Origin of the sequence: Flexivirga meconopsidis (genome assembly GCF_026162425.1) — a bacterium.
Lineage (GTDB): Bacteria > Actinomycetota > Actinomycetes > Actinomycetales > Dermatophilaceae > Flexivirga > Flexivirga meconopsidis.
The window spans coordinates 479134-500209 of record NZ_JAOBQJ010000001.1; the positions used below are offsets into that span (position 1 = coordinate 479134).

At 68.9% G+C, this 21076-nt stretch carries 21 protein-coding genes; 12 read left to right on the plus strand and 9 right to left on the minus strand.

Going from position 1 to position 21076, the window contains the following annotated elements:
• Positions 1–28: 28 nt before the first annotated feature.
• The 3 genes from N2M23_RS02325 to N2M23_RS02335 all read left to right on the plus strand — a co-directional run bounded on the left by N2M23_RS02325 (position 29) and on the right by N2M23_RS02335 (position 2774).
• A complete protein-coding gene (locus tag N2M23_RS02325; protein ID WP_265442987.1) occupies positions 29–1066 on the plus strand; it encodes an SGNH/GDSL hydrolase family protein in 1038 nt (345 codons plus the stop codon).
• A gap of 74 nt (positions 1067–1140) precedes the next feature.
• Complete coding sequence (locus N2M23_RS02330; protein WP_265442988.1) at positions 1141–2091, plus strand: alpha/beta fold hydrolase; 951 nt, start codon at positions 1141–1143, stop codon at positions 2089–2091.
• Positions 2092–2156: 65 nt separating this feature from the next.
• Positions 2157–2774 carry a hypothetical protein gene (locus N2M23_RS02335; protein WP_265442989.1) on the plus strand — a complete coding sequence of 206 codons (618 nt, stop codon included), beginning with the start codon at positions 2157–2159 and terminating at the stop codon, positions 2772–2774.
• On the opposite strand, the gene N2M23_RS02340 is transcribed toward N2M23_RS02335, so the two are convergent.
• Entirely contained in the window at positions 2767–3600 is an 834-nt protein-coding gene (locus tag N2M23_RS02340; RefSeq protein ID WP_265442990.1) for a hypothetical protein, read from the minus strand. The genes N2M23_RS02335 and N2M23_RS02340 overlap by 8 nt on opposite strands.
• Positions 3601–3646: 46 nt before the next feature.
• Here N2M23_RS02340 and N2M23_RS02345 point away from each other — a divergent pair, with 46 nt between their 5' ends.
• Positions 3647–5314 (plus strand): FAD-binding dehydrogenase, encoded by a 1668-nt coding sequence (locus N2M23_RS02345; protein ID WP_265442992.1) that lies wholly within the window; start codon positions 3647–3649, stop codon positions 5312–5314.
• Positions 5314–5814: an NUDIX hydrolase gene (locus N2M23_RS02350; protein ID WP_265442994.1), complete on the plus strand. Its 501-nt coding sequence runs from the start codon at positions 5314–5316 to the stop codon at positions 5812–5814. The genes N2M23_RS02345 and N2M23_RS02350 overlap by 1 nt, the downstream gene beginning before the upstream one ends.
• On the opposite strand, the gene N2M23_RS02355 is transcribed toward N2M23_RS02350, so the two are convergent.
• A complete protein-coding gene (locus N2M23_RS02355) occupies positions 5811–6230 on the minus strand; it encodes a hypothetical protein (RefSeq protein ID WP_265442996.1) in 420 nt (139 codons plus the stop codon). The genes N2M23_RS02350 and N2M23_RS02355 overlap by 4 nt on opposite strands.
• A 30-nt stretch (positions 6231–6260) precedes the next feature.
• Between N2M23_RS02355 and N2M23_RS02360 the strand changes: the two genes are divergently transcribed.
• Positions 6261–6464 (plus strand): hypothetical protein, encoded by a 204-nt coding sequence (locus tag N2M23_RS02360; RefSeq protein WP_265442998.1) that lies wholly within the window; start codon positions 6261–6263, stop codon positions 6462–6464.
• On the opposite strand, the gene N2M23_RS21105 is transcribed toward N2M23_RS02360, so the two are convergent.
• Complete coding sequence (locus tag N2M23_RS21105; protein ID WP_425270173.1) at positions 6377–6595, minus strand: MerR family DNA-binding transcriptional regulator; 219 nt, start codon at positions 6593–6595, stop codon at positions 6377–6379. The two genes, N2M23_RS02360 and N2M23_RS21105, sit on opposite strands and share 88 nt — an antisense overlap.
• A 596-nt stretch (positions 6596–7191) precedes the next feature.
• Here N2M23_RS21105 and N2M23_RS02365 point away from each other — a divergent pair.
• Both N2M23_RS02365 and N2M23_RS02370 read left to right on the plus strand, forming a co-directional pair.
• On the plus strand, positions 7192–8913 hold the full coding sequence (locus N2M23_RS02365) for an HNH endonuclease signature motif containing protein (RefSeq protein WP_265442999.1): 1722 nt from the start codon (positions 7192–7194) through the stop codon (positions 8911–8913).
• Positions 8914–9045: 132 nt separating this feature from the next.
• Positions 9046–10008 (plus strand): hypothetical protein, encoded by a 963-nt coding sequence (locus tag N2M23_RS02370; RefSeq protein WP_265443000.1) that lies wholly within the window; start codon positions 9046–9048, stop codon positions 10006–10008.
• Here N2M23_RS02370 and N2M23_RS02375 read toward each other — a convergent pair.
• The 6 genes from N2M23_RS02375 to N2M23_RS02400 are packed head-to-tail and all read right to left on the minus strand — an operon-like array spanning position 9999 to position 15193.
• A complete protein-coding gene (locus N2M23_RS02375; RefSeq protein WP_265443002.1) occupies positions 9999–10376 on the minus strand; it encodes a VOC family protein in 378 nt (125 codons plus the stop codon). The two genes, N2M23_RS02370 and N2M23_RS02375, sit on opposite strands and share 10 nt — an antisense overlap.
• 55 nt (positions 10377–10431) lie before the next feature.
• Positions 10432–11616 (minus strand): mannosyltransferase family protein, encoded by a 1185-nt coding sequence (locus tag N2M23_RS02380; protein WP_341870579.1) that lies wholly within the window; start codon positions 11614–11616, stop codon positions 10432–10434.
• Positions 11613–12179, minus strand: a complete 567-nt coding sequence (locus N2M23_RS02385) for a bacterial proteasome activator family protein (RefSeq protein WP_265443003.1) — start codon at positions 12177–12179, stop codon at positions 11613–11615. Before N2M23_RS02385 ends, N2M23_RS02380 begins: the two co-directional genes overlap by 4 nt.
• A 42-nt stretch (positions 12180–12221) precedes the next feature.
• On the minus strand, positions 12222–13190 hold the full coding sequence (locus tag N2M23_RS02390; RefSeq protein ID WP_265443004.1) for an NAD(P)H-quinone oxidoreductase: 969 nt from the start codon (positions 13188–13190) through the stop codon (positions 12222–12224).
• Positions 13191–13199: 9 nt separating this feature from the next.
• Positions 13200–14390 carry an NTP transferase domain-containing protein gene (locus N2M23_RS02395; protein WP_265443005.1) on the minus strand — a complete coding sequence of 397 codons (1191 nt, stop codon included), beginning with the start codon at positions 14388–14390 and terminating at the stop codon, positions 13200–13202.
• Positions 14391–14407: 17 nt separating this feature from the next.
• The gene (locus N2M23_RS02400; RefSeq protein WP_265443006.1) at positions 14408–15193 is read right to left on the minus strand and encodes an IclR family transcriptional regulator; all 786 of its coding nucleotides are present in this window, start codon (positions 15191–15193) and stop codon (positions 14408–14410) included.
• An 82-nt stretch (positions 15194–15275) separates the two neighbouring features.
• On the opposite strand from N2M23_RS02400, the gene hutH reads away from it, so the two are divergent.
• The 4 genes from hutH to N2M23_RS02420 are packed head-to-tail and all read left to right on the plus strand — an operon-like array spanning position 15276 to position 21048.
• Positions 15276–16817, plus strand: a complete 1542-nt coding sequence (gene hutH, locus N2M23_RS02405) for a histidine ammonia-lyase (protein WP_265443008.1) — start codon at positions 15276–15278, stop codon at positions 16815–16817.
• A gap of 40 nt (positions 16818–16857) precedes the next feature.
• Positions 16858–18513, plus strand: coding sequence for a urocanate hydratase (gene hutU, locus N2M23_RS02410; protein ID WP_265443010.1), 1656 nt, complete (start codon positions 16858–16860; stop codon positions 18511–18513).
• Positions 18514–18520: 7 nt separating this feature from the next.
• Positions 18521–19723 carry an allantoate amidohydrolase gene (locus tag N2M23_RS02415; RefSeq protein ID WP_425270174.1) on the plus strand — a complete coding sequence of 401 codons (1203 nt, stop codon included), beginning with the start codon at positions 18521–18523 and terminating at the stop codon, positions 19721–19723.
• Complete coding sequence (locus tag N2M23_RS02420; RefSeq protein WP_265443011.1) at positions 19720–21048, plus strand: formimidoylglutamate deiminase; 1329 nt, start codon at positions 19720–19722, stop codon at positions 21046–21048. The genes N2M23_RS02415 and N2M23_RS02420 overlap by 4 nt, the downstream gene beginning before the upstream one ends.
• The last annotated feature ends 28 nt before the right edge of the window (positions 21049–21076 follow it).

The following is a 21076-nucleotide window of genomic DNA, read 5'->3' on the forward strand; positions in this document are numbered from 1 at the left end:
GTCGCCCGGGCGGGCCAGGTTGATTCCTATGAAACGGATCTCAGCGGCGCTGTCCGCGACCACCGCCCTTGCGGCTGCAGCTCTCGTGATGCCGTCGGCCGACGCGGCCGGCACGACCTACGTCGCCCTCGGCGACTCCTACTCCGCAGGCGTCGGCACGAAGTCGTCGCAGAACTCCTGCTACCAATCGCAGCTGGGCTACGCGCCGCTCATCGCCTCGGCGAAGGGCCTGCCCCTCAGCTACCAGGCGTGCAGCGGCGCGAAGACCGGCGACGTGTCGGCAAACCAGCTCGGCACGCTCGGCACCGACACCAAGTACGTGACGATGACGATCGGCGGCAACGACGTCGGCTTCTCCAGTGTGCTGACCGAGTGCGCCCAGCCGGGCTGGATGAGCGACTGCAACGGCGCGATCGCCGGTGGCCGCGCAATCCTCACCGGCAGCCTGCCGGGTCGTTACGACTCGCTGTTCGCGGCGATCCGCAGCAAGGCGCCGAACGCCAAGATCGTGATCAGCGGCTACCCGCACATCTTCAACGGCGAGGACTGCAACGCGCTGACCTTCTTCTCGCCGGAGGAGGAAGCCTCCCTCAACTCCGCCACCGACGACCTGAACAGCCTTGAGCGGACCAAGGCCGGCGCGCACAGCATGACCTGGGTGGACCCGCGGCCGTCGTTCACCGGTCACGAGGTCTGCGGCACCAAGGGCGAGTGGATCAACGGGCTGTCCAACCCGGTCGAGGAGTCCTACCACCCGAACACCTCGGGCAACAAGGCGCTCGCCGCGGTGATCAGCCCGTCGCTGGTCGGCAGTTCGATGCCGATGCCCAGCGTCGCCGCATCGGGCGCGACAGCGCGGTCGCTGCCGGGCGCGGTTGCCGTGCCGAACATCGACCTGGCCTCCCCGGAAAGCCTGCAGGGTGCCAAGCGGGCCGGGCTGAACCCGGCCGAGGTCAAGGCGCTGAACACCGACCTTCACTCCGGCGACGGCGCGCGGCAGAAGGCGGCAATGAAGCGGCTGAAGGAGCTCGACCGCCAGGCGACCGCCAACCTCGCGCGGGCCTGAGCGGGCACGGTCGCCCGACATACGGGCAGGGTTTGTTACCCACGAGTTGGTTTTCCCAACTATGTTGGGCGACCGTGACCACTGCGCAGCCCCGAGACCGGTTCGTCGAGCTTGACGGCACCCGTGTGCACTACGTGACCGTCGCCGGCCCGGAGGACGGCCCGACCTTCGTGCTGGTGCACGGGCTCGGCGGTTCCTGGGCCAACTGGGCCGACGTGATGCCCCTGCTCGCGGAGCGTGGCCGGGTGATCGCCCTCGACCTCGGCGGGCACGGTATGACGCGGGTCGCGCCTGCCCTGGCGAAGGTGCCGGCCAACCTGCGTCTGCTGCAGCGCTTCGTGCAGACGGTCTGCGACCGGCCGGCGATCGTGGCCGGCAACTCGATGGGCGGGCTGCTCACCGGCCAGCTCGCGGCCAGCGACAAGCGTGCCGTCGCCGGCGCCGTACTCATCGACCCGGCGATCCCGATCAGCCCGACCAAGCGGCCACATCCACTGGTGGCAGTGGGTTTCGGCATCTACGCGACCCCGGGTCTCGGCCCGTGGTTCCTCGCTGATCAGGCCAAGCGGGCATCGCTGGAGCAGCAGGTGCGGGGCGTGCTGAAGCTGGTTACCGCCGACCTCAAACGGGTCAGCCCGGAGCTTTATCAATTGCACGTGGACGGCGCGGGGCAGCGCCGCGACGAAGTGCCGGACGGGGACGCGCAATTTCTTGCGGCGGCCAAGTCGGTGCTCTGGGAGATCACCCGGCGCGGCAAGTACGCCGCGACGATGAACAAGATCCTGCAGCCGGTGCTGCTCCTGCACGGCGCGCGCGACAAGCTGGTCAGCGTCCGCGCGGCGCAGGCGTTGGCCGCTGCGCACCCGCACTGGACGTATGTCGAGGGCCCCGGCCAGGGCCACACGCCGATGCTCGACGACCCCGACTGGGTCGCGGACAACATGCTGCGCTGGCTGGACGCCAACCCCGAGATGGTTCGCCGGGCGACCACCGCGCCCGACGCGTCGACGGCCGCGAACGGCTGAAATCGGCGGCGTGACGCGGATCACCCGATTTGGAGAGCGACACGCCCGCCGTGCATGGTGGTCCCATGCGCACAACCCATAACGTGAAGCGGCTGACCGCCCTCGCGGCCGCCGCTTGCGGCGTCGCCGCACTGACTGCCTGCTCCAGCGGCGGCTCGAACGACGCGGCTACCAGCAGCACCCTGCCCACCAGCAGCAGCTCCTCCGCGACGACGAGTTCGGCTGCGCCGACGTCGAGCTCGACCGCTGCGAGCAGCTCGGACTCCAGCTCGGCCGGCTCCTCCAGTAGCTCGGCCGGTTCGGCCAGCCCGTCGGCATCGTCCAGCAGCTCCGCGGCCGCCACGAGCTCGTCGCCCTCGGTCAAGGTCGACCCGGTCGGCGCCTGCACCACCGCGACCCAGAAGACCAACGACGCGGCCACGAAGTGGAACAACGCGGTCGACACCCAGGTCTCCACCCAGCTCGACTCGGCCGCGGCCAACTTCCGCAGCACCGCGAAGGAGCTGCGCGGCCTCGCCCCCCAGGCCGGCGACGCCGGATTCGAGAAGCGGATCAGCTATGTCGTGCGGGACATGGAGAAGATGGCGCAGGCACGCACCAACCGGCAGACGGTGGACACACAGTGGTTCAACCGCGACAGCAAGGGCCTGCGCACCTACTGTCAGGGCCTGATCACTAAGTAGTCCCGAGGACGGCCTGCGCGTCGGCGACCGCTTGCTCGGCCGCCTCGCGCGTGGTCGTCGCCTGCTTCGCGCGTCGACCGGCGCTGTCGTGGGTATGCCGCGCCGCAGTCAGCGTCCGCTCGGCGAGATCGAGTGCGGCGAGTGCGGATGCCTCGGCGTCCTTCGCCTCCTGCAGTGCCCGTTGCGCCCGCTCGAGCATGCGGTTCGCGGCGGCGGCGCGCTCCGCAGCGCCCTCGTCGACGGCTTCGATGACTTCGGCTGCACCGCTGGCCGCGTCGGCGGTCTGCGCGGGCGTGACCTGCGGCCTCGGTCGGTCGGGCAGTGGCGTGGCGACCGCGTCGCTGACGTCCACCTCTCCGAATCCGCTGTAGCTGATCGCGTTGACCAGTCGCCCGCTGCTCACCGCGGTCTCTGCCTCCGGGTCGGCGATCGCCGCGGTGAAGGTCGAGATCAGTTGATCCCTGACACCGCCGGTGAGGTCCTCGTCGGTGAGTTCGGCCACTGAGTCGAGCAGGCCGGCGACGAGCCGATTGCGTTCTGCGCCGAGCGATTTCATCGCCGGTCCGTCCAGACTGCTCTGAGCGTCGCGCAGCCGGGCACCGAGGTCCAGCAGCTGTGGGATGCCCGGGTCGGCCGCGCTGCGCACGAGCAGATTGACCAGTGCCGCCGCCGCTGTCGGACGGCGAAGTGCCTTCAGCCGGGACGCCAGGTCCTTGTCCCCGCTCTCGCGCGCCTGCTTGGCTGCAGCATCACGCGTGGCCACGAAGTTGGCGGGCGGCTCGGCATACAGTCGATCGACAATCTCGTCGAAGCGTGGTGTCGCCATACGACCAGGTTAGGTTGGAGCTCCGATCTCACGGAGGTTTCACCAGATGGACGCAGACGTCATCGTCGTCGGCGCGGGGCTGGCCGGTTTGGTTGCCGCCGGCGAACTCGTCGCGGCGGGCAAGCGCGTCGTGATCGTCGACCAGGAGAGCCCGGCCAATCTCGGCGGCCAGGCCTGGTGGTCGTTCGGCGGCCTGTTCTTCGTCAATTCTCCCGAACAACGACGGCTCGGCATCAAGGACTCGGTTGAGCTCGCCTGGCAGGACTGGCAGGGCAGCGCGGCGTTCGACCGGCTCGACGACGAGGATTCGTGGGCGCACCGGTGGGCCCGGGCGTATGTCGAATTCGCCGCCGGTGAGAAGCGGTCCTGGCTCAAGGAGCGCGGCATGGGCTGGCTCGGTGTCGTCGGGTGGGCCGAGCGTGGCGATGGCAGAGCCGACGGTCACGGCAACTCGGTGCCTCGTTTTCACATCACGTGGGGGACCGGCACCGGGGTGGTGAAGCCGTTCGCCGAGGCCGCGCTGGCGGCGGTCGAGACGGGCCATGTGCGCTTCCTGCACCGACACCGGGTGGACGAGCTGGTCACCTCAGGTGGCGCCGTTACCGGTGTGCGAGGCCGAATCCTCAAGGAAGACAACGCCGCCCGCGGTGTCGCCAGCAACCGTGACGAGGTCGGTGACTTCGAGCTGGCAGCACAGGCGGTGGTGGTCAGCAGCGGGGGCATCGGCGGCAACCACGACCTGGTGCGCAAGTGGTGGCCCGCGCGCCTCGGTGCGGCACCGAAGGCGATGATCACGGGTGTGCCGGCATACGTTGACGGCCGCATGATCGACATCACCGAGCAGGCCGGCGGACGCACGGTCAATCGGGATCGCATGTGGCACTACGTCGAGGGCATCCGCAACTGGGACCCGGTGTGGCCCCAGCACGCGATCCGCATCCTGCCCGGTCCGTCGTCGATGTGGTTCGACGCTCTCGGCCGACGGCTGCCGCATCCGTATCTGCCCGGCTTCGACACCCTCGGCACGCTTCGATATCTGCGCACCACACCGGAGCTCGCGCCACACGATCATTCGTGGTTCGTGCTGACGCAGAAGATCATCGAGAAGGAGTTTGCGCTGTCGGGCTCGGAGCAGAATCCGGACATCACCAACAAAGACCTGAAACTGCTGGCTTCCCGGGTGCGCAAGGGCGCTCCGGGTCCGGTCGAGGCGTTCAAGCAGCATGGTGCCGACTTTGTTGTCGCAGAAGACATTTCGGACCTTGTCGCCAAGATGAACGCACTCACCGACGCTCCATTGCTCGACCCGGCCGAGATCGAACGCCAGATCGTGGCGCGGGACCGTGAGCTGGACAACCCGTTCACCAAGGACGCTCAGGTGACTGCACTGCGTGGTGCGCGGCGCTATCGCGGTGACCGCCTGGTGCGGGTGGCCAAGCCGCACAAGATCCTGGACCCGTCAGCCGGGCCGCTGATCGGGGTGAAGCTGCACGTGCTGACCCGAAAGTCGTTGGGCGGTCTGCAAACTGACCTCCAGTCGCGTGTGTTGGACATCGCCGGTGCTCCGGTGGAAGGACTTTTCGCGGCCGGTGAGGCAGCCGGGTTCGGCGGGGGTGGTGTGCACGGCTACAACTCGCTCGAGGGCACCTTCCTCGGCGGTTGCATCTTCTCTGGCCGCTCGGCGGGCCGGTCCGCGGCCGCCCAGGTGGTTTGATGTCGCACGCTCGCCCCGGACCGCTGCGAAGGCTCGGTCTGACCCTCTTCCGGTGGTTGCCGACCGGCCCGAGTTACCGACTCGTGCGGTTGACGACGCCGACGTTCAGCGTCGGGGCAATCGCGTTGATCGAGTACGACGGCAAGCTGCTCGCTTTGCGCCAGACGCATCGGCACGGAGTCAGCCTGCCCGGTGGCCTGATCGACCGAGGCGAGCGTCCCGAGCGGACCGTGGCCCGAGAAGTGTTGGAGGAGACCGGTTTACGGATCGACCCGGGTGACTCGTTCGCGACCGTCTTCGAGCCGTCGCTACGTCATATCGACGTCATCTTCCGGGTCGTGTGTGAGCGGGAGCCCGTCATACAGGTGGCGAGCGAAGCGACCGGACATGACTGGCTCCCGCTCGACGAGTGGTGGGACATCGACTCTGCGACGGCCCGGATCCTGGCGACGGTGCGTGCGGCTCGGCGTGTCCCCCGCCCGGGGCGTGTGCTCGATTAAGCGTCGTGCACCGGCGCCTGCAGGGTGACCGACCCGTCCGGCGCCACGAGGTGCCGGTGGATGCCGTGGGTGCGGAGCCCGAGAGTCGCCAGGTGGGCGTCGATAGTGGCCCAGACGTCCGAGGGTTGAGGTGGCATTTCGTCGAAACGCACTGATATCGCCGTGCTTTCGGCCGGCAACGTGATCGCACTCAGCTGATCGTCTGACTCTGCGGCAGTCGCATCGATGCCCGCGGTGACCACGATCGCATCGTCATCGGTGCCGTCGAAGGCCAGCGTCAGAGCGTTGGTGCCGGCGAGCGGATCGAGCTTCGATCGGAGCTCGGCAACGGCTCCGGGGATCTCGGTCTCGTCGAGCACCCTGACCTGATAGGCGGCCAATTGCATTGCGGGTAAAGGCTGTTGCGTGAGATTCATGGTGACCTTCCGGCTTCCTGATTCAATGGCGTGGAGCCGCTCCTGCACCTGTGTCAGGCGCGTGGTGGCTTCGGCGATCTGTTGCTCGAGCGCGCTCGCCTGGGCCCGGAGGGTGCGTTCGAGAGTGAGGTGCTCGACGGTAGGGCTCAGCAGGGCCGCAATGTCTGCGAGCCCGAACCCGAGCTCGCGGAGCGTCGCGACGGCAGGACCCGCCCCGTCTGGCTCGCGGCATAGCGCCGGTATCCGGTGCCCGGGTCGACGTACGCCGGCTCGAGCAGACCCGCGTCTTCCCAATGGCGCAGCATGCGGCGGGACACTCCGGTCGCCTGTGCGATTTCACCGATACTCAGCATCACGGCACTCATCGGAAGCCATCACACAGTGTGAAGGTCAAGCGCGCCAGTGGTGGCCGGTGCTGATCGTTACCTCGCGGAGCGCGCTCGGCGGTTCGGGATGACTCGCTGGCCGCGGGACCAACGCGCGCCGCGGGACGAGGGACCACCCTCGCGGCCTCACTCCGCTTCGCTCCGCTGGCGCTCCGCTTCGCTGCATAGGGCCGCTCACGCGGCCCCTCGCCCCGCTCAGAGATCTCGCCACGCACCTGATCGTGCCCCCTTCCGCAACCTGGCGGGTGGGGTCCCGTCGGCGGTGGTCGAGTAGAGCGAACCAGCCAAGATCTCGGCGGTGGTCGAGTAGGGCGGAGCAGCCAAGTCCTTGGGGTCGGTGGGGGCTGGTCGAGTAGGGCGAAGCAGCCAAGTCCTTGGGGCCGGCGGGGGTGGTCGAGTAGGGCGGAGGAGCGAAGCGGGGGAGCCCGTATCGAGACCACTCCTACTCCACCACGCAACACCATCCCACCGGGCACTGACAACCCCCGCTCGATTCCACGAATCACACTGGAACCACACACTATTCGGCCTTGTGCACCCTTCCCAACCACATCGAACACGTGTATGATTTGGGTATGTCCCAGCTGCAGCAGGCACTCACCGACCCGGTGATCGCTGCTGCCACCACGAGCGAACTCTTGGAGGCCGCACAGACGCTGCTGCGGGCTGCGTTCGAGAAGGCCCACGAGTCCGACGGCACGGGTCTCTCAGATGGCGAGTTGCTCGATCAGGTGCTCGCCACCCAGCAGGTGCAAAACTCCGCCTGGGCCACCCAAACCCTGCGCCTGGACCAACTCGCGCAACGCGAATACGACAAACACCCGCACCACCCCGACACCTGGACACCGTTGGAAGTCGGTGCCCGGCTGGGGTGGACCGACCGGCAAACCAGCCTGCGACTCACCCAAGCGACCGAGAGTGTGCGCTACACGCCGCTGCTGCTCCACCAGGCCGGGACCGGGGAGTTGGAGGGACGGAAAGTGGTCGCGGTCAGCGACACCCTCGCCGGCGCAATCCCGGCAACCGGCACACCCGAGGCGGCTGATTGTCCGGTCGACCTCGCCGCAACCATCGAAGCCGAGATCCTCGCCAGCACCCCGGAGACCTCGACATCGACAAAACTCCGCCGCCGCACCGGGCGCCTACTGACCCAGCACGCACCGGTCGCAGCCGACCACGCTGCGGCGGCACGACGACGAGAGTCCACCGACGTGACCGTCGCACCCCACTGGGAACCAGGCATGTCCACCCTCACTGCCATCCTGCCCTCCCTGGACGCGGCGCAACTCATGACCGCAATCAACACCCACGCGAAGGTGCTGCACGGCTCGACCACGACCGGTAAGAGCCTCGGCGAATGCCGCGTCGACGCCCTGACCGACCTGCTGTTGTCGAACGCGCACGTGATCACCGAACTCGTCTTGCACGTGCCGTTCCACCCGGCTACCGCCGCGTCCACAAACACGAGTCCGGAGGCCGGCACTGGCGGGACCGAAGCGCACGGCCGCCACCGTGCGACGGGCACGAGTGACGCAACCGGCACGGGCGTGGGCGGCGGGGTCGGCGTGCTGGACCGGCCGAGCATCATTGACGACACAGCAGCAACCGACGCGACACCCGGAGCCGTCGGCGCGTGGACATCGAAGGTACGACCGCCCGGTCCGCCTGAGTTCATACTCCCGATCAACCCGGTCGTCCTCGACCTCGACACCTGCCGCCCGACCAGTTGCCGCCCGATCAGTGAGGCCGAACGCCAACTCAAAGCCAAGGTGCTCGAAGCCGTACCACGGACCGGCACCCGACCACCACCCGATCGGATCCGCTCCCAGCAGTCCACACCCAGCGAAACTCCCGCCCCCACCGCGAACCCCGCGCGGTACCGGCTCGGCGACATCCAAGTCCCCGGTGTCGGGGTCATCCCCGCCGATGCGGTCCGCGAACTCACCCGCCTGCTCGGCACCAAGATCACCCGTGCCCTGGTCAACGCGGAAATCGGCACGGTGGCCGAAACCGCCAACCAGACCTACACCCCCGGCGCCCGGTTGGCACGATTCGTGCGGGCCCGTGACCAACACTGCCGATTCCCCGGCTGCACCCGACCCGCCAAACTCACCGACCTCGACCACATCACCCCCTACCCCGACGGACCCACCGCAGCCCACAACCTGCAATGCCTGTGCCGGCACCACCACCGCGCCAAACACGAAACCGGCTGGCAGGTCACCATGACCCCCGACGGCGTCTGTACCTGGACCAGCCCCGGCGGGCACACCTACCTCACCCACCCCGCCGACTAACAGACCGCTGATCTCGATACGGCCTCGCCTAGCGGCTCGGCCTACTCGATCAGCGGGCGCACGCTCGTGCCAGAACCGCTCGGAGCGGCCCCTGCCGTTGCCTTCGGGGGACGGCAGTTACCGTGGGAGGCAATGTCTTACGGGGGAAAACTGACACGTCGTACATTGCTCGCCATTGCCGGAGTCGGCTCGTTCGGAGCGCTCGCCGCCTGCTCCTCAAGCGGTTCCGCCGGCTCAGGACCAGGCGAGGGCGGTGGGGGCACGGCGCCACCAAGCAGCAGCCCGGCACCACCGACGCCCACCCAGTTGCCGAACGGCGGGCGGGAGATCTTCCCGGCGTACCGGCTCTTCGGCTACTGCGGGTCACCGGCCGCGCCGGCACTCGGCCAGCTCGGAGTGGGAGACCTCGCCGACGAAGCGAGAGGCATGATGGGCAAGACGGCCGAGTGGGGCGGCGGTCGTCGGGTGCAGCCGGTGATGGAGCTCATCTCCTGCATCGTGCAGAGCGCACCCGGCGCCGACGGGCAATATCGGATCCGGCTCGGTGACGACATTGTGCAACAGTGGCTCGACGTCGCAAGACAACACAAAGCGTTGCTACTGCTCAACATTCAGCCGGGCCGGGCGGCATTCCTCGACGAGGTCAAGGCCATCGAGCGGTGGCTGAGAGAGCCGGACGTCGGCATCGCGCTCGACCCAGAGTGGTCGGTCGGTCCGGGCCAGACACCGGGCAAGGTCTTCGGCCACACGACGGGCCGGGTGCTCGACGAAGTTGCGTCATACGTCTCCGGTCTGGTCAGCGAGCACAAGATGCCGGAGAAGCCGATGGTGATCCACGTCCTGCGTCGCAACATCGTCAGCGACGAAGCGGAGTTGCGGCCCCACAAGGGAGTTGCACTGGTGAAGTCCGTCGACGGCATCGGTCCGATGCACGACAAGGTCAAGGCGTACAACGCGGTCATGGCCGGCACACCGTCGCACATCCACCCCGGATTCAAGCTGTTCTTCCAGGAGGACGGGCGCTACGGACCACTCATGACGCCGGAGCAGGTGCTGGCGCTCACGCCGCAACCGGAATACGTGCTCTACGAGTGAGCAGGGGCCCGCAGATCCCAGAGGTTCCCCCAGATGTCCCGTATGACGATGATGCTCCCGTAGCTCTCGTCACGCCGTGGCTGGACGATCTCACATCCCGCGGCTATGGCGCGCGCGGCGGCAACCTCCACATCTCCAACGTCGAGAAACAGGCCAACTCGACCGGCGAACTGCGTTCCGACTGCGGCGATCTGGGACGGTTTGTCCGCCACTGCCAAGACGATTCCGGTCTCCGCAGTCGGGGGAGCAACGACGACCCACCGCTTGGACCTGCCATCGGTCGTCGTTGCCGGCACATCCTCGCGCAACTCGAATCCGAACGCTTCGCGGACGAAACTGATTGCTCGGTCGTAGTCGTCGACGATCAACGTGATCAGGCTCAGCGTCGTCCGTGCGACGGGTGACCGACGTCCAGGTGCCCGCTCAGATCGCATACGGGTAGACGCCGAGCATGTAGGCGCCGAACCATGCACTGACGGCGGTGACGCCGACCCCGACGGTCGCCTGGGTGAGGCGAGAGCGGTGTGCGAGGCCGATCGCGACCGGCACCAACAGCACGTATGCCGGCAGGAGCAGTCGGGCACGGGAGTTCATCAGGCCATCGGTGAGCAGCACGGTGGCGACCACGAACGCGCCGTAAACGCTGACCTGCCAAGGCAATCGGGTGACGAATGCCAGCACGACGAGCACTAACGTCGTGAGGATCACCCAAGCGGTGAATACGTCCCCGGCGGAGTTGTTCGTCGCGAGCGTCTCACGCAGATACCGCCACGTCGCCTGACCGGCATCGAATCCGGTGTCCCAGCCGTTGCTCTGGATCCGGAACCACGCCATGGGCGAGCCGGCATGCACGGCGACCACGACCAGCCAGGCCAACCAACCCAGGGGGGCGAGCACGATGGCGGCCCACGGGCGCCAGCCGTCGCGCCAGTGCAGCAACGCTGCCAGCACGACAACCGCAATCAACGCCACGACTGTCGTGCGGGTCAGGCCGGCGGCGATGGTCAGCAAACCCGCTGCAACCCAACGCTTTTCGAGCACCATGAGCAGTGCCCAGCCGGCGAGTGCGCAGTAGAGCGCCTCGGTGTAGGCCATTGTCAGCACGATGCTCATCGGGGCCGCCGCGAAGAGGACAGCGGCGAGCAGGCCGACGCGCTGCGCCATGCGGTCCTCTGCGGGACGAGCGCGCAGCATGCACCACTCACCGATCCGGTATGCCGCTACGGTCGCCACGGCACCGGCGACCACGCTGGTGAGGATCGCTGCGGCATACACCGAGACGCCCGGCGGGACCGCAACCGCCCGGACCAGCATCGGATAACCGGGGAAGAACGCGTATGCCGTGTCGGCAGTGTGCATTCCGTGCGCGTCGACCAGCCGCTGCGGCACGCTGTTGTAACCGTGCTCGGCGAGTGCGAGCATCCACTCGCCGTCCCAGGACGACAGCATGTTGCGCACGCTCTTGCCCTGCCGATCCCCGACATACGACAGCCAGAAGATGCCGATCGCCCGGATGAGGACGAAGACGCCGACCCCGATCAGCCAGGCGTTCTGGAGCGCGGTGCGGCTACGGTCGGACGCCGCGGCGGTGTGCGTGGTGGCGTTCAGAGGTACTGACCCGTCGGGGACGGAGGACCGTCACCGGCCGGCGGTTGCTGACCGAGGTCCGCGTGACCGACCGGCAGTCCGCGGCGCATCGCCTGCAACTGCGCCTGGGCGGCCATCTGCTGGGCGACGATCGCGGTCTGGATGCCGTGGAAGAGCCCCTCCAGCCAGCCCACGAGCTGTGCTTGCGCGATCCGCAACTCTGCATCGCTGGGCGCATCCTCGCTGAACGGCAACGCAATGCGGTCCAACTCCTCGACCAGCTCCGGCGAAAGGCCCTCCTTCAACTCGCCGATCGACCGCTTGTGGATCTCCGCGAGGCGCCGCCGACCGGCCTCGTCGAGCGGCGCATTGCGCACCTCCTCGAGCAACTGCTTGATCATCGAGCCGATGCGCATCACCTTCGCCGGCTGCTCGACCAGATCGGCCGGGTTCTCACCTTGCTTGTCGTCAGTCTGCGCGCCGTCGTCCTCGGCCGAGCCGCCGGCCACTCCCATGCCGTCCTGCGTCACGACCACGATGCGCTGCTCGTCGGCGTTCTTCGGGTTGTCGGTTTCGGGCGTCATAGCTCTCATCCTGCCTCATCGGCTTGCGCCGTTCCGGTCAGATCACGTCGTCAGCAGCACTTTGCCGACGTGCTGCGAGTCAGCCAACGCGCGGTGTGCATCGCCGGCCCGCTCCAGCGGTAGCAATTGGTCGATGATCGGGTGCACCGCGCCGGACTCGATCAGCGGCCAGACGTGCCGTCGTACGTCGGCAACGACCGCGGCCTTGTTGGCCCGATCGCGGGCGCGCAGCCCCATCGCCATGATCGCGCCGCGCCTGGCCATCAGCTTGCTGATGTCGAGCTCGGCCTTCACCCCACCCTGCATGCCGATGATGTCGAGCCGGCCGTCGAGCGCCAGCGCATCGATATTCCGAGCGAGATACTTCGCGCCGATCACATCGAGTATGACGTTCGCACCGCCCGCCTCGTTGATCACCTCAACGAAGTCCTGCTCACGGTAGTTGATCAGGATCTCGGCGCCGAGTTCCTTGCAGCGCTCGAGCTTTTCGGCCGATCCTGCCGTTACGGCCACTCGCGCACCGAAGGCCTTGCCCAACTGGATGGCCATCGTGCCGATGCCGCTGGAACCACCATGGACCAGCAGGAGCTCACCCGGCTGAAGCTGCGCCGACATGAAGATGTTCGACCACACGGTGCAGACCACCTCTGGCAACGCGGCCGCCTCGACCAGATCCAGGTCGGCCGGCACCGGCAGCAGCTGACCGGCCGGGACCGCGACCTGCTCGGCATACCCGCCGCCGGCGAGCAGGGCGCACACCCGGTCACCCACCGACCAGCCGGTGACGTCCGCGCCGACGGCAGCGATGGTGCCGCTGATCTCCAGGCCGGGGATCTCCGACTCGCCCTTCGGCGGCGGGTAAAGCCCTTGACGTTGCATCAGATCCGCCCGATTGACTCCGGCCGCCGCAACGTCGACCAGCACCTCGTCATCGGTCATGGTCGGAGTCGGCTCGTCGGACGGGGTCAGCACGGACTCGTCGCCGAAGGAGGGCAGGGTGATCGCACGCATGGTCCAACGTTATGCGCGATCGGGTGTGCGCAGCACCACCCATTGGTAGTGCAATTCGTCGCCCTCGCTGCTCGGCCAGGTGTCGAACCTCTCGATCGCGCCGTGCGCGACGAGCGCCGCCTTGAGGTCGGCATCGCTGCGCAACGCGAAGAAGCGCGGCGGGCCGTAGCTTTGCTTGCCCCACCGCTCCTGGCGGGACTCCGGCGCGCCCCACAGGCCGATCGCGATCGGCGCTCCCGGCAGCACCACCCGCACCAACTCCGTCAGTGCCGTGTCCAGGTCCTCGTCGGCGACGTGCAGCAGTGTGCTCGCCGTGTATGCCGCATCGAACTCACCACTCTCGAATGGCAATTCGAGGGCGGACCCGACGCGGACGTCGAGCCCTGCTTGCCGACACAGCTCCACACTCGCCGGTGCCAGGTCCACGCCGCTGACCGTCAGACCGGCCTGCTGGAAGGCGAGCGCGTCCCGTCCCGGGCCGGTGCCGACCTCGAGCAGTCGACCTCGACCCTCGGCCCTCAGCTGCTCGACGAACTCGTCGCGACGGGCCGCCCGGTCCTCGGGCAGGGGGTTGTCACGCCGATCCGCGGCTTCGTTGTCGTAGTAGGTGACCAGGTCCGCTTCGCGAGCGCTGCGTGCGTCGGCACCGTCATACACCGAATTCATCCGGGCCAGGTCCTCCTGAGTGTCGATGTCGGTGACGAACTGTTCCTCGATCGGCACCGTGGTCACGTCCAGGTCGTGCAGCAGCACACGCATCGACAGATCGATCGGTGAGTGCGGCATCGCGGCCCGCACAGCATGCGTGCGGTATGCCGCGAGCAGCGGTTGACGGTGGCCGTTCAGGTCGGTGGCGACCACGGCGTCGACCGGTGTGCCCTGCAGCAACTCGGCCAGCTGCGGGAGTGCCGGTGCGGCCGACGGCATGTCGCCGCCGACGAGCATGAACGTCTCGCCCTCGATGAGTGGAAGAGCTGCGCCGAGGGCGGCCAACGGGCCGGCGAAGTGCGGCTCCTCGCGGGTCCACCGGACCCGGCGGGTCGTCGGGCGGGCCTCACCGACCACGATGATGTCGGAGTCGCCGGGGAGTGCATCCAGCACCCGATCGAGTAGGGGTGTGCCACCGAGCAGCGCGCGCGTCTTGTCCTCGCCGAAACGGGACGACTGGCCCCCCGCCAGCACCACGGTGGTGGTGTCCATGGGTCCAGTCTCGCAAATTAGCCCATGGGTGCGTCAATGACCGCGGTCGCGGCGCGGTGGCCGAGACGACGACTGAGCTCGGTGGCGGCCCGCTGCACGGCGGCGACGAGCAGCTGGTGCGCGGGCGGGTCGTCAGACGGGTAGGTCACCGCGACGCCGGCCGCGGCGTTGCCGTTGTGGTCCAGCACGGTGGCGGCGACCGAAGCGAATCCCGGTGTGACGGAGTCGCTTTCGACCGCGTAGCCGCGACCGCGGACCTGGGCGAGCTCGGAGTTGAGCGCGGTGAGTGACGTCGGCCCCTTGCCGTTGCGCTGCACGAACGCGTCTCGGGCCGGGTAGATCGCCCGCAACTGTTGCGGTGAAAGGGCGGCGAGCATGGCGAGTCCGGACGCGGTGAGGGCGGCGGGGAGGCGCACCCCGACGTCGGTGACCAGCGATGGCCGCCGAGGAGCACGCTCCTCGATCACGTAGAACACGTCGCGCCCGTGCAGCACCGCAAGGTGCGCGTTGTGTGTGGTGGCCTCGACCAGCCGGGTCAGCACCGGGCGGGCGATGCGCTGCAACGGGGCTTGCCGCAGGTATGCCGAGCCAAGCTCGAATGCCGCGACGCCGAGGCCCCAGCGACGGTCGTCGGCCAGATGGGTGACGAAGCCGGACTCCTTCAGCACCGTGAGCAAGTGGTAGGTCGACGAACGCGGCAGGCCCAGCTCGCGGGCGATCGCCGCGGCCGGCAGCGGCTCCGCGTGATGAGCGAGAAGCTGCAGCAGGGCCAGGGCCTGTGCTGCGGCGGGTGCATTCGGCATACTCGCCTCACTGTCTCATATCCGAGACACAATGCGACCGTACGGTGCAATGCCGCGGTCGTCGCGGGGCTGCAATGGAGTCATGAGCAACGCGATCACCGTGGGAACCGGACCGCCCGCCATCGACGAGGTCGTCGCGGTCGCGCGGCACGGAGCCGTCGTCGAGCTGTCGCCCGAATCGGCCGCCGAGGTCGCCCGCAGTCGCGCGATCATCGAGAAGCTGGCCGACGACCCGATCCCGCATTACGGCGTGTCCACCGGATTCGGGGCCCTCGCCACCAAGCACATCCCGGTCGAGCAGCGCGCGCAGTTGCAGCGCAGTCTGGTGCGCTCGCATGCGGCCGGGTCGGGCCCAGAGGTGGAGCGCGAGGTCGTGCGCGCACTCATGCTGCTGCGGATCAGCACCCTCGCGACCGGTCGCACCGGCGTTCGGCCGGAGACGCTCGAGACGTATGTCGGCATGCTCAACGCCGGCATCACCCCGGTGGTGCGGGAGTTCGGTTCGCTCGGCTGCTCCGGCGACCTCGCTCCACTGTCGCACTGTGCGCTCGCGTTGATGGGTGAGGGCGAGGTGCGGGACGCGGCCGGACAGTTGATGCCGGCGGGCGACGCGCTTGCCGCAGCCGGGCTGACGCCGATCGAGCTGCGGGAAAAAGAAGGTCTTGCGCTGATCAACGGCACCGACGGCATGCTCGGCATGCTGTGCCTGGCGATCGCCGACTTGCAGGACCTCGTCAAGGCCGCCGACCTCACCGCGTCGATGTCGGTCGAGGGCCTGCTCGGCACCGACGATGTCTTCGCCGCCGACCTGCAACAGCTGCGTCCGCAGCGCGGACAGGCGCTCAGCGCCGAAAACCTGCGGAAGCTGTTGCAGAACAGCGAGATTCGGGAGAGCCATCGCGACCCGTCGGCCTGCACCCGGGTGCAGGACGCCTACTCGCTGCGGTGCTCCCCGCAGGTGGCGGGCGGTGCGCGAGACACGATCGCGCACGCGTCGTCGGTCGCCGACGCGGAGCTTGCCGCCGCCGTCGACAACCCTGTTGTCACCCCGGATGGCCGGGTGGAGTCCAACGGCAACTTCCACGGCGCACCGGTCGCCTACGTCCTCGACTTTCTCGCGATCGTCGCCGCCGACCTGGCCAGCATCGCCGAACGCCGCACCGACCGCTTCCTCGACGTGTCCCGCAGCAACGGGCTGCCGCCGTTCCTCGCCGACGACCCGGGCGTGGACTCGGGGCACATGATTGCCCAATACACCCAGGCCGCAATCGTTTCCGAGCTGAAGCGACTGGCCTCGCCGGCATCGGTCGACTCGATCCCGTCGAGCGCGATGCAGGAGGACCACGTCTCGATGGGCTGGTCGGCGGCGCGCAAGCTGCGTCGCTGCGTCGACGGACTGCGGCGGGTGCTGGCCATCGAGCTGCTGACCGCCGCCCGCGGGATCCAGCTGCGCGCGCCGCTGCGCCCGGGACCGGCGTCCGCGGCAGTCATCGCGGCGCTGCCAGCGATCGGCATGCCGGGCCCGGACCGCCACCTGTCGCCCGAGGTCGAGCTGGCGGTCGACTTCGTCGCATCGGGTGCGGCGGTTGCCGCAGCCGAGGCCGTAACCGGGCCGCTCAACTGATTCGTCATACGAAAACTGCTGCAGAGCAAGGAGATTGACCATGGAAGGTGCACGTCCCGTCCGCGCCCCGCGCGGTACGACGCTGAGCGCGAAGTCATGGGCGACCGAGGCCCCCATGCGGATGCTGATGAACAATCTCGACCCCGAGGTCGCCGAGCGCCCCGACGACCTGGTCGTCTACGGCGGCACCGGGCGTGCTGCCCGCGACTGGCGGTCCTTCGACGCGATCGTCCGCACGTTGCAGGGGATGGAGGCCGACGAGACACTGCTGGTGCAGTCCGGTCGGCCGGTCGGCGTCATGCAGACCCACGAGTGGGCGCCGCGCGTGCTGATCGCCAACTCCAACCTGGTGCCGGACTGGGCGAACTGGCCGGAGTTCCGCCGGCTGGAGCAGCAGGGCCTGACGATGTACGGCCAGATGACCGCCGGGTCCTGGATCTACATCGGCACCCAGGGCATCGTGCAGGGCACCTATGAGACGTTCGCCGCGGTCGCCGAGAAGCGCTTCGGCGGCTCCCTCGCCGGCACCCTGACGCTCACCGCGGGCTGTGGTGGCATGGGTGGTGCCCAACCGCTCGCGGTGACCCTCAACGACGGCGCCTGCCTCATCGTCGACGTCGACGAGGCACGCCTGCGTCGCCGGGTCGAGCATCGCTATCTCGACGAGGTCGCCGACTCGCTCGATGACGCCATCGACAAGGCCGTGACCGCCAAGAACGAGCGCCGCGCGTGGTCGGTCGGGGTCGTCGGCAACGCCGCCGAGATCTTCCCTGAGCTGCTGCGCCGTGGGGTGCCGATCGACATCGTCACCGACCAGACCAGCGCGCACGACCCGCTTTCCTATCTGCCGGAAGGCATTTCGGTTGGCGACTGGCATGACTACGCCGACAAGAAGCCCGAGGAGTTCACTGATCGGGCCCGGGCTTCGATGGCCAAGCACGTCGAGGCCATGGTCGACTTCAAGGACGCTGGCGCCGAGGTCTTCGACTACGGCAACTCGATCCGCGACGAGGCGCGCCTCGGTGGCTACGACCGGGCGTTCGACTTCCCGGGGTTCGTGCCGGCATACATCCGACCGCTGTTCTGCGAGGGCAAGGGCCCGTTCCGCTGGGCGGCGCTCTCGGGTGACCCCAAGGACATTCACGCGACCGACGAGGCCGTGATGAAGCTCTTCCCCGACAACGACCGTCTGCAGAAGTGGATGCGCGGCGCCCGCGAGAAGATCGCCTTCCAGGGGCTCCCGGCCCGCATCTGCTGGCTGGGCTACGGCGAGCGGGACAAGGCTGGACTGGCCTTCAACGATCTGGTCGCCCGCGGCGAGGTCAGTGCCCCGATCGTGATCGGCCGAGACCACCTCGACTGTGGATCGGTCGCCTCGCCATACCGTGAAACCGAAGCGATGGCAGACGGATCCGACGCGATCGCAGACTGGCCGCTGCTCAACGCGCTGGTCAACACCAGCTCCGGCGCCAGCTGGGTGTCGATCCACCACGGCGGCGGCGTCGGGATCGGACGCTCCATCCATGCCGGTCAGGTGTCGCTCGCCGACGGCACCGACCTCGCAGCGCAGAAGCTCGCGCGGGTGCTCACCAACGACCCGGGGATGGGCGTGATCCGGCACGTCGACGCCGGATACGACCGCGCCGACGAGGTCGCGCAGCAGCGTGACGTGCGCGTGCCGATGCGCGAAGGCTGACCGGGCCGTGAGCAGCGAATTCGACCGGATGTGGGGCGCACTCGACCCCGTCGGTCGGGTCGGCAACGGCGGCTACCGCCGCTTCGCCTGGACCGCCGAGGACCACACCCTGCGGGAGTGGTTCGCAGGCGAGTGCGCGGCACGCGGCCTCGACCTGGTCGAGGACCGGATGGGCAACCAGTGGGCGTGGTGGGGCGACCCCGACGCCGAGGGGCGGGGCTTGGCGATCGGCTCCCACCTCGACTCGGTCCCGGACGGCGGCGCCTATGACGGCCCGCTCGGCGTGGTTTCCTCGCTCGCAGCGGTGGATGCGTTGCGGGACAGCGGCTTTCGGCCGGCGCGGCCGATCGCCGTCGTCAACTTCGGCGATGAGGAGGGCGCCCGCTTCGGGGTGGCCTGCGCCGGCTCGCGGGTGATCACCGGCGCGATGACCGCGGACCGGGCCCTGTCGCTGACCGATGCCGACGGCATCTCGATGGCGCAAGCACTGCGCGCGGCCGGCCGGGAGCCGTCGCGGATCGGCCGAGACGACGAAACCCTGCGTCGGGTGGGCAGTTTCGTCGAGCTGCACGTCGAGCAGGGCCGGGTCCTCGCCGACCTGGACCCGGCCACGTCGGCAGTCGCGGTCGGCACCGACATCTGGCCGCACGGCCGGTGGCGGATCGACCTGCCAGGGGTCGCCAACCACGCCGGGACGACGGCGCTGGCCGATCGCAGCGACGCCATGCTGTCCGCCGCGCAGGTGGTGCTCGGCGCGCGTGCCGCCGCCACCGCGAACGGCTGCGTCGCGACGACCGGCAAGCTGCAGGTCGAACCCGGCGGCGTCAACGCCATCCCGTCCCACGTGCGGGTGTGGCTGGATGCGCGTGGCGCCGACGAAGCCGCCGTCCGGGCAACCGTCGACGCCGTGCGCCGCGAGGCGGAGCGCTTGGGTGGCACCCTGACCGAGGAGTCCTGGACCGGCACCACCCGCTTCGACGGCGACCTGGCGCTCCGGCTGCGCGACGCCCTCGACCCGCAGACGCCGATGCTCGGCACCGGTGCCGGTCACGACGCCGGGGTGCTTGCCACCGCCGGCATCCCGAGCGCGATGCTCTTCGTGCGCAACCCGACCGGGGTGTCCCACTCGCCCGAGGAGTTCGCCGAGCGAGACGACTGCCTGCGCGGCGTCGACGCGCTCACCACCGTCGTGCGAGAGTTGACGTCGTGACGTCATACTGGGCCGAATATGCCCTTCTGCCAGATGGTTTGGCGCGCAACGTCCGGTTCGAGATCGAGGATGGCTTCTTCCGGTCAGTGACGCCGGACTCACCGCAGGGCGACGCGCACCGGCTTGCCGGAGTCGTGCTGCCGGGCTTCGCCAACTGCCACAGCCATGCGTTCCACCGGGCGCTGCGCGGCCGCACCCACGCCGGCGGTGGCACGTTCTGGACGTGGCGCACAGTCATGTATGACGCTGCGCAACGCCTGGACCCCGACAACTACCTGGCTCTCGCCCGAGCGACCTACGCGGAGATGGCGCTCGCCGGGATCACCTCGGTCGGCGAATTCCATTACGTGCACCACAATCCCGACGGGACGCCATATGACGACTCGAACGCGATGGGCGTCGCGCTGCAGCAGGCGGCTCGGGACGCGGGAGTGCGGCTGACCCTGCTCGACACTTGCTATCTGGCCGGCGGGCTCACCGGCGGCGGGCATCTCCCGCTCGCGCCGGAACAGCGGCGCTTCGGCGACCACGACGTGTCACGCTGGGCGCAGCGGGTCTCGTCGTTGCGGGAGGACGACGGCAGCCGCGTCGGCACTGCAGTCCACTCGGTGCGTGCCGTGCCGCGGCCGCAACTCGAGGAGTTTGCCCAGCACTCCCGTTTCGGTCAGCACCGGCCGATCCGGCACGCGCATGTGTCGGAGCAACCGGCGGAAAACGAAGCATGCCAAGCGTTCTACGGCCGGTCGCCCACCGAGCTGCTGGCTGAGGCCGGGCTGCTCGACCACGGCTTCACCGCGGTGCACGCGACCCACCTGACCGACCGCGACGTGCGGCTGCTCGGCACCGCCCGCAGCACCGCGTGCTTCTGTCCGACCACCGAGCGCGACCTCGCCGACGGTCTCGGGCCCAGCCGCGAGCTGCTCGACGGCGGCGCCGCCCTCAGCCTCGGCTCCGACCAGCACGCGGTCATCGACCCGTTCGAGGAGATCCGCGATCTGGAGTCGCACGAGCGGGTGCGCACGCACGTCCGCGGCCGGATCAGCACCGACCAGCTGCTGACGGCCGCGACGGCCCACCACACGATCGGCTGGGACGACGCCGGCACCCTTCGCCCAGACGCCCGCGCCGACCTGGTCGCGATCTCTCTCACCTCAGCCCGACTTGCAGGAGTGCCACCGCAATTCGTCGTCACCGCCGCCACCGCGGCTGACGTGACCGACGTGATCCGCGACGGCGAGATCATCGTCGCCGACGGGCGGCACCGACTCGGCGACGTGGGCGCCCTGCTGACCGACGCGATCGACAACCTCTGGAGACCCCGATGAACACCACCCCACGAAGTTCTACGCTCGT